General features: G+C 36.9%; 22 protein-coding genes. 6 read left to right on the forward strand and 16 right to left on the reverse strand.

The annotated features are described in order from the left end of the window. Window positions 1-20: 20 nt before the first annotated feature. From OO013_RS11375 to OO013_RS11385, 3 genes are all read right to left on the reverse strand, one after another. The gene (locus OO013_RS11375) at window positions 21-1,163 is read right to left on the reverse strand and encodes a flavin-containing monooxygenase (protein ID WP_266056931.1); all 1,143 of its coding nucleotides are present in this window, start codon (window positions 1,161-1,163) and stop codon (window positions 21-23) included. Continuing rightward, the gene (locus OO013_RS11380; protein ID WP_266056932.1) at window positions 1,160-2,365 is read right to left on the reverse strand and encodes a J domain-containing protein; all 1,206 of its coding nucleotides are present in this window, start codon (window positions 2,363-2,365) and stop codon (window positions 1,160-1,162) included. The genes OO013_RS11375 and OO013_RS11380 overlap by 4 nt, the downstream gene beginning before the upstream one ends. Before the next feature lie 102 nt (window positions 2,366-2,467). Further along, complete coding sequence (locus tag OO013_RS11385) at window positions 2,468-3,829, reverse strand: OmpA family protein (protein WP_266056933.1); 1,362 nt, start codon at window positions 3,827-3,829, stop codon at window positions 2,468-2,470. Window positions 3,830-4,043: 214 nt separating this feature from the next. On the opposite strand from OO013_RS11385, the gene OO013_RS11390 reads away from it, so the two are divergent. Continuing rightward, window positions 4,044-4,454: a TerB family tellurite resistance protein gene (locus tag OO013_RS11390; RefSeq protein WP_266056934.1), complete on the forward strand. Its 411-nt coding sequence runs from the start codon at window positions 4,044-4,046 to the stop codon at window positions 4,452-4,454. Here OO013_RS11390 and OO013_RS11395 read toward each other — a convergent pair. The 4 genes from OO013_RS11395 to OO013_RS11410 all read right to left on the reverse strand — a co-directional run bounded on the left by OO013_RS11395 (window position 4,451) and on the right by OO013_RS11410 (window position 6,993). Further along, complete coding sequence (locus OO013_RS11395) at window positions 4,451-5,368, reverse strand: aldo/keto reductase (RefSeq protein ID WP_266056935.1); 918 nt, start codon at window positions 5,366-5,368, stop codon at window positions 4,451-4,453. The two genes, OO013_RS11390 and OO013_RS11395, sit on opposite strands and share 4 nt — an antisense overlap. A gap of 3 nt (window positions 5,369-5,371) precedes the next feature. Then, window positions 5,372-5,746 carry a co-chaperone GroES gene (locus OO013_RS11400; RefSeq protein WP_266056936.1) on the reverse strand — a complete coding sequence of 125 codons (375 nt, stop codon included), beginning with the start codon at window positions 5,744-5,746 and terminating at the stop codon, window positions 5,372-5,374. 70 nt (window positions 5,747-5,816) lie between these two features. Next, window positions 5,817-6,386 (reverse strand): hypothetical protein, encoded by a 570-nt coding sequence (locus OO013_RS11405; RefSeq protein ID WP_266056937.1) that lies wholly within the window; start codon window positions 6,384-6,386, stop codon window positions 5,817-5,819. A gap of 7 nt (window positions 6,387-6,393) precedes the next feature. Next, window positions 6,394-6,993 carry a DnaJ-like cysteine-rich domain-containing protein gene (locus tag OO013_RS11410; protein WP_266056938.1) on the reverse strand — a complete coding sequence of 200 codons (600 nt, stop codon included), beginning with the start codon at window positions 6,991-6,993 and terminating at the stop codon, window positions 6,394-6,396. Window positions 6,994-7,102: 109 nt separating this feature from the next. Between OO013_RS11410 and OO013_RS11415 the strand changes: the two genes are divergently transcribed. From OO013_RS11415 to OO013_RS11430, 4 genes are all read left to right on the forward strand, one after another. Beyond that, complete coding sequence (locus tag OO013_RS11415) at window positions 7,103-7,513, forward strand: hypothetical protein (protein ID WP_266056939.1); 411 nt, start codon at window positions 7,103-7,105, stop codon at window positions 7,511-7,513. Next, the gene (locus tag OO013_RS11420; protein WP_266056940.1) at window positions 7,495-8,325 is read left to right on the forward strand and encodes a hypothetical protein; all 831 of its coding nucleotides are present in this window, start codon (window positions 7,495-7,497) and stop codon (window positions 8,323-8,325) included. Before OO013_RS11415 ends, OO013_RS11420 begins: the two co-directional genes overlap by 19 nt. A gap of 65 nt (window positions 8,326-8,390) precedes the next feature. Further along, window positions 8,391-9,065, forward strand: a complete 675-nt coding sequence (deoC, locus tag OO013_RS11425; protein ID WP_439651840.1) for a deoxyribose-phosphate aldolase — start codon at window positions 8,391-8,393, stop codon at window positions 9,063-9,065. Then, window positions 9,062-9,334, forward strand: coding sequence for an acylphosphatase (locus OO013_RS11430; RefSeq protein ID WP_266056942.1), 273 nt, complete (start codon window positions 9,062-9,064; stop codon window positions 9,332-9,334). The genes deoC and OO013_RS11430 overlap by 4 nt, the downstream gene beginning before the upstream one ends. 3 nt (window positions 9,335-9,337) lie before the next feature. Here the strand turns inward: OO013_RS11430 and OO013_RS11435 are convergent, their stop codons facing one another. Both OO013_RS11435 and OO013_RS11440 read right to left on the reverse strand, forming a co-directional pair. Then, window positions 9,338-9,844 (reverse strand): hypothetical protein, encoded by a 507-nt coding sequence (locus tag OO013_RS11435; protein ID WP_266056943.1) that lies wholly within the window; start codon window positions 9,842-9,844, stop codon window positions 9,338-9,340. A 72-nt stretch (window positions 9,845-9,916) separates the two neighbouring features. Beyond that, window positions 9,917-12,457 (reverse strand): M14 family metallopeptidase, encoded by a 2,541-nt coding sequence (locus OO013_RS11440; RefSeq protein ID WP_266056944.1) that lies wholly within the window; start codon window positions 12,455-12,457, stop codon window positions 9,917-9,919. A 104-nt stretch (window positions 12,458-12,561) separates the two neighbouring features. Between OO013_RS11440 and OO013_RS11445 the strand changes: the two genes are divergently transcribed. Continuing rightward, window positions 12,562-13,899 (forward strand): alkaline phosphatase D family protein, encoded by a 1,338-nt coding sequence (locus OO013_RS11445; RefSeq protein ID WP_266056945.1) that lies wholly within the window; start codon window positions 12,562-12,564, stop codon window positions 13,897-13,899. A 24-nt stretch (window positions 13,900-13,923) separates the two neighbouring features. On the opposite strand, the gene fabF is transcribed toward OO013_RS11445, so the two are convergent. The 7 genes from fabF to OO013_RS11480 all read right to left on the reverse strand — a co-directional run bounded on the left by fabF (window position 13,924) and on the right by OO013_RS11480 (window position 21,397). Beyond that, window positions 13,924-15,174: a beta-ketoacyl-ACP synthase II gene (gene fabF / locus OO013_RS11450; protein ID WP_266056946.1), complete on the reverse strand. Its 1,251-nt coding sequence runs from the start codon at window positions 15,172-15,174 to the stop codon at window positions 13,924-13,926. A gap of 7 nt (window positions 15,175-15,181) precedes the next feature. Then, the gene (locus tag OO013_RS11455; RefSeq protein WP_266056947.1) at window positions 15,182-15,754 is read right to left on the reverse strand and encodes a TetR/AcrR family transcriptional regulator; all 573 of its coding nucleotides are present in this window, start codon (window positions 15,752-15,754) and stop codon (window positions 15,182-15,184) included. 26 nt (window positions 15,755-15,780) lie between these two features. Continuing rightward, the gene (locus OO013_RS11460) at window positions 15,781-16,581 is read right to left on the reverse strand and encodes a TerC family protein (RefSeq protein WP_266056948.1); all 801 of its coding nucleotides are present in this window, start codon (window positions 16,579-16,581) and stop codon (window positions 15,781-15,783) included. 76 nt (window positions 16,582-16,657) lie between these two features. After that, window positions 16,658-17,230: a NifU family protein gene (locus tag OO013_RS11465; RefSeq protein ID WP_266056949.1), complete on the reverse strand. Its 573-nt coding sequence runs from the start codon at window positions 17,228-17,230 to the stop codon at window positions 16,658-16,660. Between the two features lie 49 nt (window positions 17,231-17,279). Further along, complete coding sequence (locus OO013_RS11470) at window positions 17,280-18,755, reverse strand: dicarboxylate/amino acid:cation symporter (protein WP_266056950.1); 1,476 nt, start codon at window positions 18,753-18,755, stop codon at window positions 17,280-17,282. A gap of 25 nt (window positions 18,756-18,780) precedes the next feature. Beyond that, window positions 18,781-19,860, reverse strand: coding sequence for a chorismate synthase (aroC, locus tag OO013_RS11475; RefSeq protein ID WP_266056951.1), 1,080 nt, complete (start codon window positions 19,858-19,860; stop codon window positions 18,781-18,783). An 85-nt stretch (window positions 19,861-19,945) separates the two neighbouring features. After that, entirely contained in the window at window positions 19,946-21,397 is a 1,452-nt protein-coding gene (locus tag OO013_RS11480) for a BatD family protein (protein WP_266056952.1), read from the reverse strand. Window positions 21,398-21,448: the final 51 nt, after the last annotated feature.

Genomic DNA, 21,448 nt, shown 5'->3' on the forward strand with positions numbered 1-21,448 from the left:
CCTTCAAAGTTAACAGCTCATTAGAATTGTCTAAGATAATCTTTTAAATGATTTACAATTTTAGGACTTTCTTTTTGAATGCTATATAAAATGCCACTCTTATATGCATTAAAACCCAAAAAGTACATGCCGGACCATTTACCACCCGGAATTGCTGAATAAGGATTTCCAAAAGAGTTAAGAAGCTCTTCTCCTCCTTCCACAAATTCCTCTACGGCAGACTTGAATCCTGTAGCAAATATTATGGCATCAATATCAATCATGCTTTCATCGCTAAACCAGGCCCAATGTTCCCTGACTTTCGTGAGTTCAGGCTTGACCTTTATTTTCCCCTGTCGGATATAATCCATGGTACCTTGATCTATTACCGGAGTTTTACCCTCTTTTCTAAGCATTTTTCCGGGAGGCTTTTTATCTATATTCAACCCATACTTAGACATATCGTGATAGTGACAATTTTTAATAAAATTCCCTATTATATCTGTTATAAATGAGGGAAGATATTTATTCAGAACAATACTGGTATGTTGTGTCGGCCGTCCTCTGAATTCCAACGGCACCACATTAATAGGACTGCGAACTGAAACAAATGTATTTGCTCCATGATCTGTAAGATCCATCGCTATCTCTGCCCCAGTATTACCCATACCCACAACCATTACATTCTGATTACTAAAAACTTCACCACTTTGATAATCCGAACTATGAAGTTGAGGCCCCTTAAATACATCATACCCATCTGGCTTAGGCATCACCGGCTTTCTATTAAATCCGGTACATATTATAACTGCTTTGGAAACCCATAAATTTCCATTATCTGTCTCAACAATAAACAAATTATTATTTTCTTCTTTAGCAACTCGGATTACCTCTTCGTCAAAAACAGGTTCAATGCCGTATCTGGTTGCGTATATATCAAGATAATCTACGAAATCTTGTTTAGGAACATAATCAGGAAAGGCTTCCGGAAAAGGAAGACCAGGTAAATGTGAATATTTCTTGGATGTATGGAGACGCAATCTGTCATAATGGCCTTTCCAGCTACTACCAACAGAATCATTTTTTTCAATGATAACAAAAGAAATGCCAGCCTGTCTCAATAATGCTCCTTCTGCCAGACCGGCAGGACCTGCACCAATAATTACTACGTCAGTTTCAGTCACAAGCAAAAATTTTTATATTCTTCATATGCCTCCTGATTTCCCAGGGTAGCAGCTTTTCGAAAATCTCTGCAGGCAGATTCCATATTTTTCTGTCCAAGATGACAATATCCCCTGTAAAGAAAGCCATACGGATTAAGATTTCGAATATAAATAAGCCAACTAAATATTTTTCTAGCTCTTAAAAAATAACCTTTATGTAATAATAATAAACCATAATTTAAATACACCTCTGCATGTAAGTCAGGTACATTTCTAGGGGGCATTATTACAAACCAGGCCTTTCCATAGATTTGTTCGTAACTTCTTTCAATACGTTTCCGAGCAAGCCTGAAATATGAAAGAGCTTTAGTTGTATCATTCAAGTCCTCCAGATAAATTCTGGCTGTTTTAAAAGCGACTGTAACACCTGTCGAATCAGCCCTGGCAACTCTTTCGAGGGCCTTAATCAAATCTTTTTTATTACCAATCGCCTGCATGCATTGAATCATGTTCTTACCAATCCTGATAAGAAATACTCCTCCCTGATCCAAATACAAATTATATAACTGATAAGCCCTTGAATAGTTTTGTTCTTCAAAATGAAAATCTGCTCGCTGATTTAAATAATTCAATGCTTCAATTCTTCTCCATTCCCAGTTTATAGCAAGCCTGTCCTTCTCAGGTATGCTGGAAAAAGCTGCAAAGACTTCAGTGAAAGCTTTAGGTGTATCTTTTTTTTCAACATTATCCATTGCTTGAGTAATGGGCTCAAGCTTTTTCTCAAAAATATAATCTTTGTACCAGTCGTAACTAGTCTTGGTTATAAACACCATAACAAAAATCACCATTACTATACTAAAAGCATAAATAGTCGCTCTTTTATTCTCTTCAGGAGATAACTGTTTTCCCCCTTTAGAAAATGGATTAGGTGGTCGGAAAGTATTTCTCGGTCTTCTTCTGTAATTCCTTGTTACATTAGTTCGGTAATTCTTAACCTGCTCTTCATACCGCTGATATTTTAGTTTATCATCATAGATCTTTTTTGATTGCGGATCAGACAATATTTGATAAGCATTCAGAATATCTTTGAATATCGCTTCAGCACGAGGATTATTGGGATTTACATCAGGATGGTATTTTTTGGCAAGTCGCTTATAGGCAGACTTTATTTCTTGCACGTCCGCGCTCTCTGAAATTGATAATATGGAGTATAAAGTCTGCATCGCCAATAAAACGCTAAATCCCCCTGTCTCCTTATATAAAAATATAAAAACCCGGACAAAGAGCCGGGTTTATTTTCGGTTAAATTAAAGAACCTTTAAAAATTACAAATCGATGATCTTAAACTCTACGCGGCGGTTTTCTTGTTTTCCTTCGTCGGTAAAGTTATCTGCAACAGGCTTTGATTCTCCATAACCCACTGCCTCAATTCTATCTTCAGAGATGCCTTTCTCTATCAAATATGTTCTTACAGAATTAGCTCTCCTGTCACTTAATTTCTTATTGTATTCATCTGAACCATCGCCATCGGTGTGTCCCCCTAGCTCAACTCTCATACCAGGATTTTCTTCAAATATTTCAATCAACCTGTCTAATTCAAACCTGGACTCATCTCTTAAGGTTGCCTTGTCATAATCAAAAAAGATATTATTCAACCTCAAGATACTTCCAACCTGAATAGGAACAAGATAAATATCCTGTACTATCTCTTCATTTGGGCGATACTCCCTGGTATCAATATTAAACGAAGCCGGTAAATAACCTTTAGCCTTAGCATAAAATGCATACTTACCGCCTATATCAACTTGTTTTTCATAATCACCAAGTCCATCTTCTGTAACCATGGACCCAATTGACCTTCCTGTTTTAAGATCTTCGAAAGTGACTTCTGCTGATATCGGAGTTAAAGTATTTTCATCTATCGTTTTACCAACAATCATCATTTTATTACAAAATGATCGTTCTTCAGCCCACAAGGCGTCTATTTCGGCAAAACTCAGGCTACGCCTCCAGATTTTTATTTCATCGATATATCCTTCGTATGGTCTGTCTTGCCCTACTATCTGTCTTCCCAATTTAAATGACACATCCGATACTCCGTTGTATCCATCTCCATGCTGCCTGTCAATTCTGTCCATTTTACCATCGACGAAGACACCCATTTTTCCTGATTTATTCCAGACCAATATTACATGGCGCCAATCTTCAATACCATACCTGGTTCTGCCATAAACCCCAGTTTCGTAGTTAACTCCATCGGCTACGGTAAAGGATATAAGGTTTTCAATATTAAAAAATGCAGCAAACTGATCTCGGTGCTTATCGAAAGCCCATTTACCAAGTATGAGGCCGAAATCTTCACTGTAAAGGCGTGTTGGCCTAAACCAAAATGATATTGTTAAACCACTGCGACTTCCATTTAAGACCTGGTATTTGTCATCATATTCAATGTAATCATCAATGCCATCAAAGAAATAAGCATTACTGCCACATCGGCATGATTCCTCTAATTTTGCTCCATAAACTGACCCTGTAATTTCATTTCCGGTCACATCATCAGGCCCTTCATTCAGAGGGAAATGTGCAATAAGATCCCTTTCAAGGTCTATCTGTGCGGTTTCCTGGGCATAATTTGATGAAACAAAACATAAAAAGCATAGTAAAAAAAAGAATACTGTCCTTGCCATAGCACTTTAAAAGCTAAATATTCTAAAAAAATGAAATCAAATATAGTACAAATTATTAGCCCGGAATATTTAAAATCACTTAAAACCCTACTTGCATCGATATTTTTTCATCATTGGTCGAATATTTTTTTTAATCAGTAGAAGAGGAAAAATCAACGGTATATTAAAAATCAATTTAATTCAATATATTAGTTAACATAAAAAAGGAGGAATAATGATTTTGAGCAATGAAAAGCAGCTTCGGATTTTGATCGAAATTGCGAAATCTGATGGAGAATTACATCCAGATGAATTAGCCTTGATTCTAAGGATAGCTGAAGGAAATGGAATCGATCATGACACTGTAAAAAATTATATTGCCGAGCCTAAACCTTCAGGCAAACTTGAAGCGCTGACCTTTGACCAGAAGTTTGAATACCTTTACAACATTATTCTTCTTATGAAAGCAGACAGAAGAATCACATTCAAAGAAATAAAACATTGTCAGAACATCGCTAAAAAACTGGGATTTAATCCGAGTGTAGTCAGTGAATTGTCTGCCCATGTTTATAGTGACCCATCGATCTCAGCAGATATAAACATGCTTCATAATAAAGCTAAAAAATACCTGGTAAATAAAGCTTAAGGTATGTCTTCACCAAGTGAGGCAGAATAGATATCAAACCATTCCTCATTTGTTAAATCGATTTGAAAAGCCCCCAATGCTTTCCTGAGCCTTGAACCCTTGCCTGTCCCAAGAACAGGCAGAATTTCCGCAGGATGTTTCAGATGCCAGGCTAAAATGATCACATCTATACCCTCATTATACTTCTCCGCGATTTTTGCAATACTTTTTTTAACTCTAAATGTCTTCTCATCTGATGAATCGTCACTAAACATGCCCGTACTACCTAATGGCGACCAGGCCATAGGCTTTATCTTTTCTTCAATGCATTGATCAAGTGTACCATCTGTGAGGCAATCCAAATGCAGCGGTGAAATTTGAACCTGGTTTGTAACTAAAGGAAAAACGGAATTCACCATCGAAAATTGGGAAGGAGTGAAATTAGATACTCCGAAATTTTTTACTTTCCCTTCATGTTTTAATTTATTAAAAGCTCCGGCAATCACATGAGGATCCATTAATGGACTTGGCCGGTGTAAAAGCAACAGATCAAGATAATCAGTATTCAAATTCCGCAAACTCCTATCAACTGATTTTACTATGTGTTCTTCTGAATAATCATAACTTTTAATACCATGTTCCGGACGGTTTGGTGAAACCATTTTAATACCACACTTTGAAACAAGTTCAATTTGATCACGATCAATCCCTGTTAAGTCAAAGGCTTTACCAAAAAGTTCTTCATCTGTGTAATCGCCATATATATCAGCATGGTCAAAAGTTGTAATTCCTGAGTTTACAGAATCTTTAATAAGCTCTGAAACTTGTTCTGGATTGTAATTGTGGCCCCATTGTCCCCATTTCCAAACTCCGGCAATTATCCTTGAAAATTCAGGGCCATTCTTTGAAAGTTCTATCCTTGGACATTTTTCCATAATCTAAAGATCTTCTTCTCTTTCCAGCATTAAAATAGAAGCCTGTGGCACTATGAAATATTTTTCGTTGTCATATTCTAATTCAACAGCTCCTTTTTGAAGAAAAATGGCAAGATCACCCTCATGAGCTTGTAAAGGAATATACTTAATCGTTTCTTTTTCCCCTTTCCATAATTCTTCTTCATCACCAGGCATAGGAATAGGGTATCCAGGTCCTGTTTTCATCACATACCCAGTCTGAATTTTTTCTTTTTCCCTCACTCCCGGAGGCAGAAACAATCCACTTGCCGTCTTTTCTTCAGCTTTAACCGGTTTAATCAGCACACGGTCTCCGACGACTATCAGTCTTTTAAATTTATTATCTGGAGTAATATGCATTTTTATCAAATTATTTTACCTCGATGCAAATTTATAATTCAATAAAATATTAGTGTAGTTTTAAGAACCGCTATTTTATTTCTTCTGGCTCTACTTCATCGATTTTTTCAGAGTTGTTCCGGATAAATTCTTTTGCTGTCTGTTTAATAACAGGACCGCTTAAAGAATTTAATAGATTGTGTTCTTCAAGGGTAGCAACAATCCTTTTGATCTTATCGGTAGTGAAAACAGCATCATAGTATGGCTTAAATTTGTTTGTTTCCTCTTCATCTAGAGTTACATTCTCCATTCCGATATTCCACGCTTCTTCTGTAGAATTAAAATCAGCCTCACTTAACGCCTTGACAGCCGCTTTCATCTCACTCACCTTTACTTTATCGATAAAATTGATCAGTTCTTCGGAAGATACTTTTTCTACTTCTTCCGGCATTGAGGCTTTCACTTCTTCAAACTTCTCAATGGTAACATTAAATTCTTTCTGAGCTACCCTGACATCTTTTTGAACTTTCTCAGGCAATAATGAAATATCAGCACCTTGGGTATCATTAAGCTGATTTGCAAGCCACATAGGGATCACATATTGGTATACAACAACCCCCAGACACATTAGAAATACCGCCAGATAAATAAATTTTTTCACTTTATAATTATTTAGTGATCAGGTTTCCATTCAATAATTGATTATAATCCTCACATTTCATAAATCCTGTTTCATTACAGTAATTACAAGGATTATAGGTTTTATGTAAAGGTCCCTGCCTTATTATCACACCCTCACCGCCACAAACAGGACACGTAATAGTCGCATTAGGATCTAAACAGTCAATACTGTTAACTCTAACAACTTCTATGCTTTCAGGCGACAATATTGGTTCATCTGAATCCATCCCTTTTTTATAAGCCTCTTCCGCCTTTTCTAGATATTTGGCGGCATCATAATAATCTTTTCCTGATGTACCTTTCAATTCAATATATTTACTAAGCCAGTTGATGCTTTGCTTATATTTTCCAAGGTAATAACTATTCTTTCCAAACAAATACGTTAACTCAGCAGGCAGAACTGCTAAACCTTTAATAACCTCTTTTAAATTTTTATCTGCTTCGATATAATGACCTTCACTCATCGCTACCTTAGCATCATCCATTTTTTGCAGTAAGATCAGCTCATTTCTTGACCTGACATCCTGACTAAATGCAGTTAGAAACGCAAAATTGAACAGTAAAATAAAAAATGTTATTCGCTGCACTATTATCTTTTTAATCACTCTAAACTCCAATATAATTTAATTAAAGATATACGAAATGTATCGTTTCTAACGTACTACTAGAAGAATAATATGTTAAAAATTCAAAATCATGCAATTTAGAGCTCTTTTTTATACGATTGTAATAACGCTGAACGCCATCCCATTATTCTCTCAAAACCAGGACAACTCGAGAGATCCGGCAGAAAACAAACTCACAGATGAAGAAGCTATCGAGATTTTCATGACCACAAGAAGATCTAAACTTCCTGTTTTCACTACCCTGTCTGAAAAAGAAAATGATAATGATAATGATAATGAAACTATCAATGATTATTATGATAGATTGATTGACGAACACTATATTCGCATGCAAACTAATGCAGCTAAGTTAAGAGAGAATCAAAAGCTGCGAAAATTGCCAAAATATAGTGACACGTCTTATTTTGGTCACGATAAAAAGCCAAAAAAAAGGAAACGAGGTAAACGTAAATATTGTGAGGAATGCGGAATCGTTCATTAAAGAGAAAAAAGAAAACTAAAAAATCGAAAAAGCTTTATTGGGCGTTATTGCACCTTATCTCTTTTTTAATCCTCACTTTAGTCAGCCAGACCGGGGGAATAATATACCTTGTTTCTATCTTCATTTACCGATTCTCATCTAATTACAAAAAAAGTGTCATAGCCTTTATCTTAATGTATGCACTGGTTTCAGGAGTAGTATTACCCTGGTTCTCTTCATATGGTGGTCGTGTACCTTTGCCGGTTAATCACCCCTACCTAAAACCTGCCAATTGGTTTACTGTAATAACAAACAGACATTATGTGTCTCCATTGGTAAAGCAGGAGTTAATAAGCACAGCCCAGGATATTGCGATTGATTATGAGGGATATAAAATGGTTTATCTTGATGCAAATTTTCCTTTTATTAACGGATTTCCTCTTATACCGCATTTAAGTCATGACGATGGCAAGAAAGTGGATATAGCGTTTGTTTATTCAAAAGAAGATCAAATATCAAATAAGTTACCTTCCATTTGGGGTTATGGTAACTATGTAAATCCGGATTATTCACCAAAACAAGTTTGTCCCAATGCCGGAACGATATATGGGTTAACTGAAAAACTACCATTCACGGATTATAATAAACACCTGACAATCAATAATCAATTAAATACTGCGGTTGCTAAAAGATTATTAAAAGCACAAAGGATCGAAAAAATCTTCGTAGAATCATATTTAAAACAAAAGTGGTCTCTTGATCATCCCCAAGTCAGATTCCAAGGTTGCCATTCAGTAAGGCATGATGATCATTTCCATATACAGTTCAAATAAATAGGCTTACAAAAACTCCTCCTTCCAGTGATCTTTTCATAAATTAGTTGAGAAACTTTTGAATGATGAATGACATTAAAATCAACAGGTATATAGAACACACTAAGCTTTCTCCAACATTTACTGATAACGATGTGTACAGTCTTGTGGAAGAAGCTGCTGAAAATGAATTTTTAGGCATTTGCCTCCCTCCGTTTTGGGTTAAAAAGGCAAAGAGAGAAATCGGAGATCAGGATATCCAGCTGGTAAGCGTGGCAGGTTTTCCACTTGGATATAATATGACTGAAACCAAGATCGAAGAAATGAAAAAAATGATCGATGATGGCGTTGATGAAATTGACATGGTTTTTAACGTTTCATCCTTTAAAGCGGGTATGATCTGGCCAAAGATAGAAGTAGCCAAATGTGCATCACTGGCCCACGATAATTTTAAAATTCTTAAAGTAATTATTGAAACGGCTTACCTTAATGAAGATGAAATAAGAACTATTTCAAAGATCTGTGCTGATGCCGGCGTTGATTTTGTTAAGACTTCAACAGGGTTTGCTCCCAGCGGGGCACAAACTAGTGATATAATTACAATGAGAGACTGTCTTCCTTCAAATGTAGGAATCAAGGCTTCTGGAGGGATTTCTTCTTATGATGAGGCTTTGAAAATGATCAAAGCAGGTGCAGACAGGATCGGCACGAGCAAAGGAATCAAAATAATGGAAGAATTTAAAAAAGCGACCAAAGCATGAAAACTGTTTGCATAACAATAACCGGAAAAGTTCAGGGTGTATTTTTCAGAGCTTCAACAAGAGATAAAGCCAGGAGCCTTGGATTAAAAGGATATGTCAAAAATCAGAAAGATGGCTCTGTTTATATTGAAGTTTCAGGAGAAGAAATGAAAATTCAAAAATTAATAGACTGGTGCAAAACTGGACCCGAAGAGGCCGAAGTAGAAAATGTTAGTGTGATTGAATTAAATCAGCCTGCCCACGAAATTTCCTTTGATATAGTCCACTGATAATCAGGCTATTTTATATGCCTGTGCCCCTCTTTTCTTTCGGATCTGAACTTCAAAATTTTCCTTGAGTAGATTATTTAACCGGTAAGTCAGTAATTCATGATTTTTTGTTCCATCATTGAAAACTGTTAACTCAAGCATGATCTTTAAAAACACAGGTTGTTTTAAAGATAAAGATTCGATCATGAAATCAAGCCCGTCTGCCCACTCCTGTAGATAAATCTCATAATGAGAACGCCCATCAAAATTTAAAAAAAGTTGGTTATCTGTCGCAAACTTAAACCGGTACACTCCTGCAACAGCCAGATAAAAAGGCTTAAGGTGTGAAAGGTCTTCAGGCTGATATGATTGTATCTTTTCAATTGTATTATCTATCAGTCCTAAAGGATTATGAAGCCTGCAATAAGTCTCCTTTACTTTATTGACCATTCTTAAAAGAAGCTCATCGGTAGAGTCTGACTGAGCTTCTTTTAAAATATAATTTTTATCGAGTGGAAAATATCTCAACATAATCGGTTCTCTTACAAAGACAAAAATATGATTTTTTAATCAAAAACCGGAAAATATTTCCTTTAATAAATGTTACTTGCCTATATTTTTTCCAAAAAAGACAGCATTAAGAAACATTTTATTTGTTCCATACCAGAAAGCCCTGAAATTCAGGTTATCAGAAAAAACAATAACTTTCCCGCTTCCATATCCTGAAATATGAACAGCAGCTGTTTCTGAAAGCCGGTCTAAATTTTCTTTTGAAATATACCCACTTATCAACGGATCAGAAGTATAGGTAATTGGATTAACATACGGATTCTTTTTTGATACTTCCATTACAGTAGTATTTCTACGAAACATTGGTAGTTCAGAATCAGAATATCCATAAGCCAGAGGATGAGTCAAATCCAGCTTAGCTTTAAAAATATTCCCCCCGATATATTGGGCACCCCGATACCGGTGTCTTAGCGCATAAGGGATCTGGACCTGAGTTGTATCTTCTTCTTCTTTTTTATATTCGGCGTTATTTAGTCCTAATTTCTTCAAATATCCTCCGGCATCTCTCATTGCTACGATAGTACCTCCACTTTGTACCCATTGTTTAAGAGATTTACCTCCACCATCAACAGTTCTGTAAGAGCCATCAGGCATAACGATCACAGAATATTTATTGAGATTTATATTGTCTAATCTTTCGGGGGCTACTATGGTCACTGGCATATCCATTCTGACATCAAATAAATGCCAGATTTCACCTGCATCATAGGAATTCACACCTTCTCCCGCCACAAGCAATACATTAGGCTTATTCAGGTTATCCATATTTGGGCTTCCAAGGTTTATACCCTGAGTATATCCTGTATTTATCCCATAAACTTTCACTTTATAATACTTCTGATATTGATTTACCAGGATGAATATCTGATCAGAATTCAATTGCTGATTTTCCACAGGCACCATTAATGTCCCTTCCGGCATAACTGTTCCATCAGGTAAGGTGAACTTTTTTGCATTATATTTTACCCTGATTCCTTTATTTAATAATTGATATACCATCGCAGGAGCATAATAATCTCTCCAATCAATGATATAAGCATAGTCTGAAGATGAAATATCAGACCTGGATTCTTCTTCTAATGTAAACTCACTCCCTATGAGATCTTTATCTATATTTCGTTCGAAATAATTATAGTCAAGATTAAAGGAGAGCAGATAACTCCACGCAGAAATATCGTAGAACAAGCTGTCGGTAAATTCTGTCCTGGTTTCAGTCATTGCTTTGATCAACCTGTACTTAGGCTGGTCGAAAGGCACTATATAAGCTTCTCCCTTTTTAAAATTTTTACCTGCCGCTGAATAATCTTTTTCGGTTTCGAAAATTTTGATATTATGCCTTTTAAAAACCTCTGCCAGATTTCTTGCCCTGATCGGGTCATGTTCAGCACCAAAGATCAATCCTGTCCTGGCATCATCAGATGCATCTTCAAGACTGTTTTCATAAAATTCAGATTGATATTTTAAAAGTTCTTCTTTTAATTCCTTTGCTGCACGAAAAGTACTCAAAGAGGTAATGAATTGATTTCTTATACCAAAAGGAAATCTTAATATTCCATTTACAGTTTCCTGTGCATGACCTCTTGATGATGCTTGCTCAAATAATATCCCTATACTTCCCTGAATATCTGGATACGTACTCCCTTTTCCGTAGTAAAAATCATCAAAGCTTTCTTTGGTATAATATAAGCTTCCGATTTTATCGAGAGCTTCTGCATGAAATTCACCAATCCGTTCAGTAAGGCTCTGATTCATTCCGGGTGTAAGGGGGTGAGTTCTTTGTGGAATCCCCGGCTGAAAGAAAAAAGTACTATTGGAGCCCATTTCGTGATGATCAGTCAAAACATTGGGCATCCATTCTTGAAAATAGGCTATTCTTGCTTTTGAAGATGGTAACTGAACAGGTAGCCAATCCCTGTTTAAATCAAACCAATAATGGTTGGTTCGGCCTCTCGGATAACTTTCATCAAATTCCCTGTGATCAGGATCTACAGTTTCTGTAAGATTTCTATTTGAATTTACCCAGGTAGAAAACCGTTGAATACCATCAGGGTTTATAGCGGGGTCTATAAGTACCACAACATCTTTAAGGTCTTCAAGGACGTTTCCTTGCCCGGCAGCAAAGTGATAAGCAGCTAACAAACCTGCATTTGCACCGCTCGCTTCATTACCATGAACAGAATACCCCATCCAGACAACAACAGGAACATCAGAAAGGTCCGGATCATTTGAAGGGTCTCCATCGGTAATAAGAGCATGTTTTTGTTTAATATCATCCAGACGGGCTATATTATCAGGATGAGATATAGCCATTAATAAAGTTGGACGGTTTTCATAGGTTTCACCGGTTTTGAATAACTTAACACGTGAACTGGATTCAGATAGTTCATAAGCATAACTTACTATCTTATCATGTGAGGCATGCCATTCACCTACTTCAAAACCCAAAACCTCCGAAGGTTTAACCACAGATTGGTCATAGGTTTGACCTTCCGGAAGGTAATATGAAAGTTCAACCTGGCTAAATATATTCTGGAAAGAGATAAAAAATAAGACTAATATTGAAACACGATTCATTAATAAATATTTTGAGTTAACTGATTTAATATTATCACTTAATCACATCATCACACTTAAATATAAGGGACTAAATGTTAAATTTGGATCAAACGATCAACATAATGAAAAAAAGATACAAAGCTTATTGTTTTCTCATTTTACTATTTTCTTGTTTAAACATCAATGCACAAAAGGTGCAATCGGGCCCGATGGTCGGCTATTCAACAATGAAAGAGGTACTCCTTTGGATCCAGACCACGGATCAGGCAGAGGTATATTTTAAATATAATGAAATAGGGAGTTCAAAAAGCTTTAAGACTGAAACTGTAGAGACTAGTGAGAAAAACGGATATATTGCTAAAATCGTGGCAAAGAATCTGGAAGAAGGCAAAGAATATGAGTATACTCCATATATAAATGGCAAAGCCTTCAAACCAGGCTACGAAATGTCTTTTCAGACCCAAACTCTATGGCAATGGAGAAAAGATCCTCCTGAATTATCATTTGCCACCGGAAGTTGTTTTTATGTAAATGAAAAAGAAGTTGACAGACCTGGTAAACCCTATGGAAGTGATTACGAGATACTAACATCGATTCACAAAGATGATCCGGATTTTATGGTCTGGATGGGTGACAACACCTATCTGAGAGAAGTTGACTGGAACAGCAAATCGGGAATATTTCACAGATATACACATACCAGGTCACTGCCTGAACTGCAACCACTCTTAGCAAACACTCATCATTACGCTGTTTGGGATGACCATGATTATGGTCCTAATGATGCTGACAGAAGTTATTGGGGAAAACACATGACAGAAGAAGCATTCAATCTTTTCTGGGGGAATTTGAATACCGGATTGATCGGTGGGGAAGGTGTTACTAATGTTTTTCCATGGCAGGATGTCGAGTTTTTTATGCTGGACAACAGATGGTTCAGATCAGCTAATGATGACGTGGATTATGAAGACAGACAGATATTTGGCGAAAAGCAACTTCTCTGGTTAAGAGAAGCATTAGTAGGAAGTCATGCTTCTTTTAAATTCATTGTTATGGGAGGTCAGGCTCTTCCTGAGAATCCCAGGTTTGAAAGATTCTCGACTTTTGAAGAGGAAAGACAAAAGTTTCTTAAAATGTTAAGAGAAATAAACGTTCCTGGCGTCATCATACTGAGCGGGGATATTCATCATACCGAAATAAATAAAATGGAAAGAGATGGGTATTATCCTCTATATGAAATAACTGTGAGTAGTCTAACTGCAGGAACTTACGCATTAAAGCCTCCTTACAATAACCAGTATCTTCTTGAAGAAACGATAGTTAACGAACACAACTATGGTTTCTTTACAGTTTCAGGCCCTCGAACTGAAAGAGTTCTGAACATTAAGATCAAAGGAGTGAATGGAGAATTGAAATGGGAAAAGGAAATTACTGCTGAAGAACTTTCTACAAAAAAATAAAGCAAAATGCCTGAGTAAAATTACTCAGGCATCCCATTTTTTCATTACTATACTTGCATTGTGGCCCCCGAACCCAAAAGTGTTACTTAGGGCATAGGTCATTTTATGACCCTGTGTTTCTTTTATAATTAATGATCCTTCAGGAAGGTTTTCATCAAGCTTGTCAAGATTAATAGTTCCAGGGATTATTTGTTCTTCTAAAGTTTTCACAAGGGCAATCCCTTCAATCGCACCAGCTGCTCCAAGCAAATGTCCGGTTATTGATTTAGTAGCAGTGACAGGTATGTCTTTGAATCTACTTCCAGTCAATGACTTCACAGCTTTTAATTCAGAAATATCACCCACAGGAGTTGAAGTAGCATGTGCATTTATATGATCAAGCTCCTCGACAGTAATACCTGACTCATCCAGCGCCTGCTGCATACTCCACACAGCTCCTGCACCATCGGGATGAGTTGCGGTCATGTGATATGCATCGGCACTCATTCCTCCACCGGTAATCTCAGCTAAAATATTAGCTCCTCTTGCCTTTGCATGATCGAACGACTCAAGTATTAATGCACCAGCACCTTCAGACATCACAAATCCATCGCGGTCACTATCAAAAGGTCTGGATGCTTTAGCAGGATCATCATTTCTCGTTGAAAGCGCTTTCAAAGCACTAAAGCCACCAAGAGCAGCATGGGTAATAGGAGCTTCTGACCCACCAGCTACCATTAAATCTGCCCTTCCTTCTTTGATATTTCTAAACGCTTCAATTATGGATGCAGTAGAAGACGCACAAGCTGAAACAGGACAGTAGTTCACCCCCATCAAACCAAATTCCATGGCTATTAATCCTGAAGCGGTATCTACAAGAATTTTAGGAATAAAGAACGGACTGTATCTTGGGACCTCTGGATTTTCAAAATATTCCTTGGTTCCCTGCTCAAAAGTGGTAATACCACCATTAGCTGAAGACCAAATTACACCTGCTCGTCTCGGGTCATCAATATCATCTTTTGTAATCCCTGCATTATTCATCGCTTCACGAGCCGCCACCAGGGCATAATGGCAATAGGGATCATATTTTCTGGCTTCTTTTCTATCAAAATGGTCAGAAACAGTGAAATTTTTCAGTTCGCCGGCAAAATTTGTTTTAAAATACTGCGGATCGAACTTAGTAATCCTGGCAGCTCCCGGTTTTCCATTTAATAATGAATCCCAGAATTCTGAAACTGATTCCCCTACAGGACTTAAAGCCCCCATTCCGGTAATTACAACACGCTGGCTCATAATAATTTTAGTTCATTAAACTTTGTTTGACGCCATTAATAATCTTTGAAAACTGATCATCTCCAAACATCCTTGCTAATAATAATCCTCCAGACATATTTGACAAGATCATTAGTGCTCTGGCATCTGGCTCTCCATTAAACTGGAAAATACCTTTGTTTTTACCTAATTCAAGAAGATCAGTCAGCCAGCCAACTGCACTGGCAATAAACTGCTTTGCATTCTCCTGCATCGTATCCGGTAGAGTGTAGAATTCAGCACCAACAGATCCGATCAGGCATATGTGTTCCTCTTGTAAATATTCAGCATAAAATTCCAAAAAATCCGAAAGCTTCTGCCATTCGTTTTTTTCTGTACCATCAACGCTGGCAATAAAAGATTTTAGCCTCTCTTTTGCCTTATTAATAATCTCATTTCCAAGGTCTTCTTTTGTCGGATAGTGATAATGCACTGCCGCTTTCTTTAAACCTAGTTCATCAGAAATGTCTTTAAAGCTAAATGAGTTAAAGCCTCTTGAACGAAGAAAATCATCTCCGAGCTCAAGGATCTTTAATTTTGTATTACTTGCTTCCTCACTCATAAAAATTTCATTAACCGCTAATACCTTTACTTTGGTTCTTCATAATGGCTGTCAGCCAAATGAACCGGATTTTCTCTTTTCTTTTTCATTCTTAGGTTTAAGACTTCTACCAAAAGAGAAAAGAAGATAGCAAAGTAAACATATCCTTTCGGAACATGCACATGAAAACTTTCAACAAATAATAAAAGACCGATCATCAACAAAAATGAAAGGGCAAGCATCTTGACAGTTGGATGTTTCTCAATAAAGTCTGAAATAGATTTTGCTGCTGCCAGCATAACTATCATAGAAATAACTATTGCTGATACCATTATTATAAAGTTAGCCTGAGTATTAGGATCATCTACTAATCCAATTGCAGTTAATATAGAATCAAAAGAGAAAACCACATCAAGTAAAATAATCTGTGTAATAGCTTTCCCCATTGACATGGCTGCCGCTGTCTTTGCATCTTCAGTTATCCCTTCCAGTTTATGATGTATCTCTGTGGTACTCTTGTATATCAAAAACAATCCTCCCAGCAATAAAATCAGATCTCTTCCAGTAAATTCAAAATGATCAATTAATTCACCTCCGAAAATTGTAAAGTCATCGATTATAAACAACGGCTTTTGAAAACCGACTAAAATACTAATCCCGAATAAAAGAATAATCCTAACCAGCAAAGCTGCACTAATGCCAATAATCCGTCCTTTTTTCTGATCTTCCGGCTTCATCTTTCCGGTTAGAATTGAAATAAATATAATATTATCAATGCCTAAAACTATCTCCATCAATGCAAGTGATAAGAAACTGATCAAAGCACCAACTGTAAATAATTCCTCCATGTGTGTAGAATTTATTAATAAAAAAACCCTTAAGCTATTTCACTTAAGGGTATATAAAATTAATTGAAATTTGCAATTACATATTGATCGCTTCAACTTTTTTTACTTCAGGCATCATTCGCTGAAGTAAATTTTCTATTCCTGCTTTCAATGTTACAGTACTTGAAGGACATCCTGAACAAGCTCCCTGTAAAATAACTTTTACAACACCATCTTTAAATGAATGAAAAGTTATTGCCCCGCCATCACCTTCTACAGCAGGTTTTATATATTCATCAAGAATCATCATGATCTTTTCATCATAAGGAGACTTTTCAACTTCCTCCTCTTCTTGAAGTGCTTCAGGTAAAAGTACTGGCTCACCACTTTCAAGATGTGTTTTTATTAATGATTTGATCTCATTCTGAATCTCCACCCATTCTTTATCTTCCGGCTTTGTGATAGTCACAAAATTTGACATGTAGAATACTCTGTCTACAAAGGGTAATTCAAAAAGTTTTTTTGCTAACGGTGCATGCTTTGCTGACTCTGCATCAGGAAAGTCTAAACTTTCACCGGCTGGTAGCAACATTATATTAGCCACGAATTTCATGGAGTTGGGATTGGGATTTGCCTCCATGTATATATTGATCACTTCTTGAGTTTGCATATTATAAATACTTATCTAATAATTCCTTTTAATGCCACTAACGAAAATATCAATCATGGGTTTTAGAATTTTCCAATGGCCCTTCGCTACTTGCCACTAATGTTGCCACTGTTGCATCACCAGTTACATTCACTACTGTCCTGAACATATCCAGGATACGATCAACCGGGAAAATAATTGCAACCCATGCAGGATTTAACCCAACAGAATTAAGTACGATGATCATCATAACCAGTCCGGCACTTGGAACAGCCGCTGATCCGATAGATGCTAACGTGGCGGTTAAAACAATAGTAAGCTGCTGCCCAAGGGTTAAATCAACCATATGCAACTGCGCCAGGAAAACTACAGCTACAGCCTGATACATACTCGTACCATCCATATTTACTGTTGCTCCAATTGGAAGCACAAAACTTGAAATCTTCTTCGGAACACCTACATTGTCTTCCACACATTCCATTGTTACAGGAAGTGTAGCCGCACTGCTTGAGGTAGAAAAAGCCAGGAATTGGGCCGGACTAATTCGCCTAAGAAAACTTCTATAGCTTAGCTTGCCTACCAGCAATGATACAACCAAAGGATACAAAAAGATCATAAACAATAACCCAAAAAGTAAGGTAAGCGAATATGATCCCAAACCTTTAAAGATTTCTAAAACCTCCGCTGGTGTGTCAGCCATTTTAGATATAACCCCTGCTAAAAGAGCAAAAACGAAGAAAGGGGCTGCTTTCATGGTCAAATCAACCATTTTAAGAATCACCTCATTAGCACCATTTACAAAGTCCACTACACCTTTTACTTTTTCATTGGGTAAAAGAGCTAACGTAATCCCAAAGAACAAGGCAAAAAAGATGACTTGTAACATACCACTGTTCGTTCCAAAAGCAGCAAAAATATTTTCGGGTACCATATCAACGAAAAATTGCAATGGCCCTTGATCAACTGTTTTATCCGCAGATTGTGCTAATTGCTCGACACGCTTTTTGTCATCATCAGATTTCTGTTCAACAGTATCACTTTCAGCACCATTTGTCACCTTCTGTAAAGAATCTATTTCCCCTTCATCCATTGCTTCGGAAACAAGATCAGCATATCTTTCATCTTCCAGGAAAGATCTGCCATCTTTCGGACGTGGCACATCCGGATTATCATTCACCCATAATTCGTATTTTATCCTGTTTTTAACTCGCTGATCTTCATCTACAAAATCACCTGGTTTTACCAGATTCACCAAAACCAGTCCCAGGCCAACAGCTATCACTGTAGTAGTCAAATAAAACCCGATAGTTTTAGCTCCTAATCTTCCAAGATTAGATATATCATTTAAACTGGAAACTCCACTGATAATGGATAATAAAACTAATGGAACTGCAATAGCCTTTAATATTCGTATAAAGATTGTACCAAAGGGATCGATCCAGTCAATAGTGAATTGATTCCATCCCAAATAACTTGAAATAAATGCCCAGACTATACCTAGTGCAAGTCCAATGATAATTTTAATATGTAAAGGGAGCTTCTTCATTTTAAAAAATTTAAGATCTTCTTAATTATATTTTTCGGGTTCTGTTTATCAATATATTATCAGCAATAACAAGAGCAGCCATCGCCTCTACAATAGGCACAGCACGTGGCAAGACACATGGATCGTGTCTCCCTTTACCACTGACAGTCGTTTCTTTTCCTTCCTGATCAATGCTTTTCTGGTCTTTCATAATGGTAGCCACCGGCTTAAACGCGACATTAAAATAAACATCTTCGCCATTGCTAATACCTCCCTGAATACCGCCAGAGTAATTTGTTTTGGTTCGGACTTTGCCTTCCTCATCAGTATAAAACTCATCATTATGTTCAGACCCAAGCATAGACACGCCATCAAACCCACTGCCATACTCAAAACCTTTAACTGCATTTATACTGAGCATAGCATGGCCAAGGTTAGCATGAAGGCGGTCGAATACTGGTTCCCCAAGTCCAACCGGCACATTTCTAATTACTCCGGTAACCACTCCTCCAATTGTATCTCTGTCCTTTCTCACTTCGTCAATCCTGTCAATCATTTTCTCAGCCATTTCTTCATCGGGACATCGAACAATCGTATGGTCTATTTTTGACAAATCAAGTTCCTGGTAGTTTTTATCCAGCTTTAAGTCTCCAACTTGTGAAACATAAGCCTTAATATCAATGCCGTACTGTTTTAATAATAACTGGGCAACGGCTCCTGCAGCAACTCTTGCAGCTGTTTCACGGGCACTACTACGACCACCACCTCGATAATCACGGACACCAAACTTTTCCTGGTAGGTATAATCTGCATGTGATGGCCTGAATTTTTCAGCTATATGACTATAATCTTTACTTCGCTGATTACTATTGGGAATGAAAAGAGAAATTGGCATTCCGGTAGTCACCCCTTCAAACACACCACTTTTGACTTCGAAAAGATCTTCCTCCCGACGTTGAGTAGTTATTTTAGACTGCCCGGGTTTTCGGCGTTGCAATTGCAGTTGAATAAAATCTTCATCAAAAGTAATACCTGCAGGACAGCCGTCAATGACTACTCCTACTCCGGCTCCATGTGACTCGCCGTAAGTTGTTATCTTAAACAACTTCCCAAAACTATTGCCCATTTTGACTGATTATGATAAAACGATCTGCAAAATAAAGACAAAAAGCTAAAAAATCGAAAAAGGCTGATGGTTATTAATGATTATATCAGGATTTGAACATAAACCAGCCTGCAAAAGCCAATAGCAAGATAGCCAGTCCATTAAAAATATATGGAATCAGATCATCCAGACCATCTCTCGACTTAAGATCATTTTCAGATTGACCAATAAGGTCATAAAAAGAATCTAATGCCTTTGAAGAAATCTCCCTGTCTACCAGGCTTTCTCCAGTCACAATTATTTTTATATCTGACTTCAAAGTGTCATATCTTTCTTTTACCGGGTCAAAATACACCCAGGAAAAGTATTCACTCATATCATACTCACCAGGTATCTGAGGGATACCAAAGTAACTATAAGATGCATTACCAATAACCGAATTTCCTCTTCTGATAATATTTCTGGATTCCTCCGGATCAAAAAGATCCAGTTTTTTATCATTGTCAGGATTTAATTTTATACCTGCAATGTTCCCTTCTCCTTCAATTGTAATATTATACTTGAAACTTTCTCCGGTATTCAATGTCTTCTTATTAATCGACTCTTCCAGCCTGAAAACTCCAACACTTACTTCATCTTTTAAAGGGTGATCAGGTAAAGGCTTAACCTTAATTGTTTTAGACTTACTTTTGTAGGTTTTTATCTCTGCCTTTCTACTGGGCCCAAAACTAAAAAAGCTTCTGTTTTTAGCAATTTTGGATTTTTGCATATCAAATTCCACGGCTGGAATCTCAATATCTTCTCCTGTAAGAGGATAAAAGGTTGCTTCAAAGAGATCATATCGATAATAAGGCTTGCCATTAATAGATACTCTGTCTTCCTGTATCTGTCTTATATCAAAGTTTTCTTCCCAGCTATTTTCAGGTTTAATTACTTTTTGAATTTCTGACAACTGCTGATCCATCTCATGCCAGCTTAACGGTGCTTTATTAGCCAGAGCTACATAAAATGAAAAACGCATATGAAATCCTTCGCCTACATATACTTCGTCTTTATCTGTTGTCACCGCCACAAAGGCATCATCTTCCAGCTCTATAAACTCAGGTTCCTGACGATTTGGAGAGCGATCACCGAAAATATCACTGAAAGGATCATAATATTGTTGTTGTTTCTTTGGCCCTACTTTAATCGTTTTCCCGGAAACTGGTATATTTTCTTCGTTAGCCTTTATGGTAAAATCAGGAACTCTGAACGTACCTTCCTTTTGGGGTAGATAGTTTTGGGTTATACTAAATGTTCGTGTAACCTGAGAATTAACAATCGTTGTGGAAGAGCTTCTTGATGTTCCACGCTTAATAAATCCCGGAATTTCCGGAAATCCACTTAGATTTCTTACCTGGCCATCCTGAACAGATACAGTAATTGTGAACATTTCATTTAATGCCACTTCACTCTTTCCAAGCTCCACTTTTATGTCCTGAGCGTTAATTCCAGGCCCAAAACATAAAAAAACAAGAACAAGTAAATACTTAAATATTTTTCCCGACGTTCTTAGCATGTATAATGATCGATCATTTTATTACTTCTCAAAGTTATCCTAAAGTTTTAA

Origin of the sequence: Mangrovivirga halotolerans, from assembly GCF_026241165.1 — a bacterium.
Taxonomy (GTDB): domain Bacteria; phylum Bacteroidota; class Bacteroidia; order Cytophagales; family Cyclobacteriaceae; genus Mangrovivirga; species Mangrovivirga halotolerans.

Coding starts and splice junctions, on each gene's coding strand:
- OO013_RS11415 (WP_266056939.1), top strand. CDS start 7,103: ATGCAATTTAGAGCTCTTTTTTATACGATTGTAATAACGCTGAACGCC.
- OO013_RS11400 (WP_266056936.1), bottom strand. CDS start 5,746: ATGCATATTACTCCAGATAATAAATTTAAAAGACTGATAGTCGTCGGA.
- OO013_RS11480 (WP_266056952.1), bottom strand. CDS start 21,397: ATGCTAAGAACGTCGGGAAAAATATTTAAGTATTTACTTGTTCTTGTT.
- OO013_RS11445 (WP_266056945.1), top strand. CDS start 12,562: ATGAAAAAAAGATACAAAGCTTATTGTTTTCTCATTTTACTATTTTCT.
- OO013_RS11380 (WP_266056932.1), bottom strand. CDS start 2,365: ATGCAGACTTTATACTCCATATTATCAATTTCAGAGAGCGCGGACGTG.
- OO013_RS11395 (WP_266056935.1), bottom strand. CDS start 5,368: ATGGAAAAATGTCCAAGGATAGAACTTTCAAAGAATGGCCCTGAATTT.
- OO013_RS11465 (WP_266056949.1), bottom strand. CDS start 17,230: ATGCAAACTCAAGAAGTGATCAATATATACATGGAGGCAAATCCCAAT.
- OO013_RS11430 (WP_266056942.1), top strand. CDS start 9,062: ATGAAAACTGTTTGCATAACAATAACCGGAAAAGTTCAGGGTGTATTT.
- OO013_RS11440 (WP_266056944.1), bottom strand. CDS start 12,457: ATGAATCGTGTTTCAATATTAGTCTTATTTTTTATCTCTTTCCAGAAT.
- OO013_RS11420 (WP_266056940.1), top strand. CDS start 7,495: ATGCGGAATCGTTCATTAAAGAGAAAAAAGAAAACTAAAAAATCGAAA.
- OO013_RS11390 (WP_266056934.1), top strand. CDS start 4,044: ATGATTTTGAGCAATGAAAAGCAGCTTCGGATTTTGATCGAAATTGCG.
- fabF (WP_266056946.1), bottom strand. CDS start 15,174: ATGAGCCAGCGTGTTGTAATTACCGGAATGGGGGCTTTAAGTCCTGTA.
- OO013_RS11385 (WP_266056933.1), bottom strand. CDS start 3,829: ATGGCAAGGACAGTATTCTTTTTTTTACTATGCTTTTTATGTTTTGTT.
- OO013_RS11470 (WP_266056950.1), bottom strand. CDS start 18,755: ATGAAGAAGCTCCCTTTACATATTAAAATTATCATTGGACTTGCACTA.
- aroC (WP_266056951.1), bottom strand. CDS start 19,860: ATGGGCAATAGTTTTGGGAAGTTGTTTAAGATAACAACTTACGGCGAG.
- deoC (WP_439651840.1), top strand. CDS start 8,391: ATGAATGACATTAAAATCAACAGGTATATAGAACACACTAAGCTTTCT.
- OO013_RS11455 (WP_266056947.1), bottom strand. CDS start 15,754: ATGAGTGAGGAAGCAAGTAATACAAAATTAAAGATCCTTGAGCTCGGA.
- OO013_RS11435 (WP_266056943.1), bottom strand. CDS start 9,844: ATGTTGAGATATTTTCCACTCGATAAAAATTATATTTTAAAAGAAGCT.
- OO013_RS11460 (WP_266056948.1), bottom strand. CDS start 16,581: ATGGAGGAATTATTTACAGTTGGTGCTTTGATCAGTTTCTTATCACTT.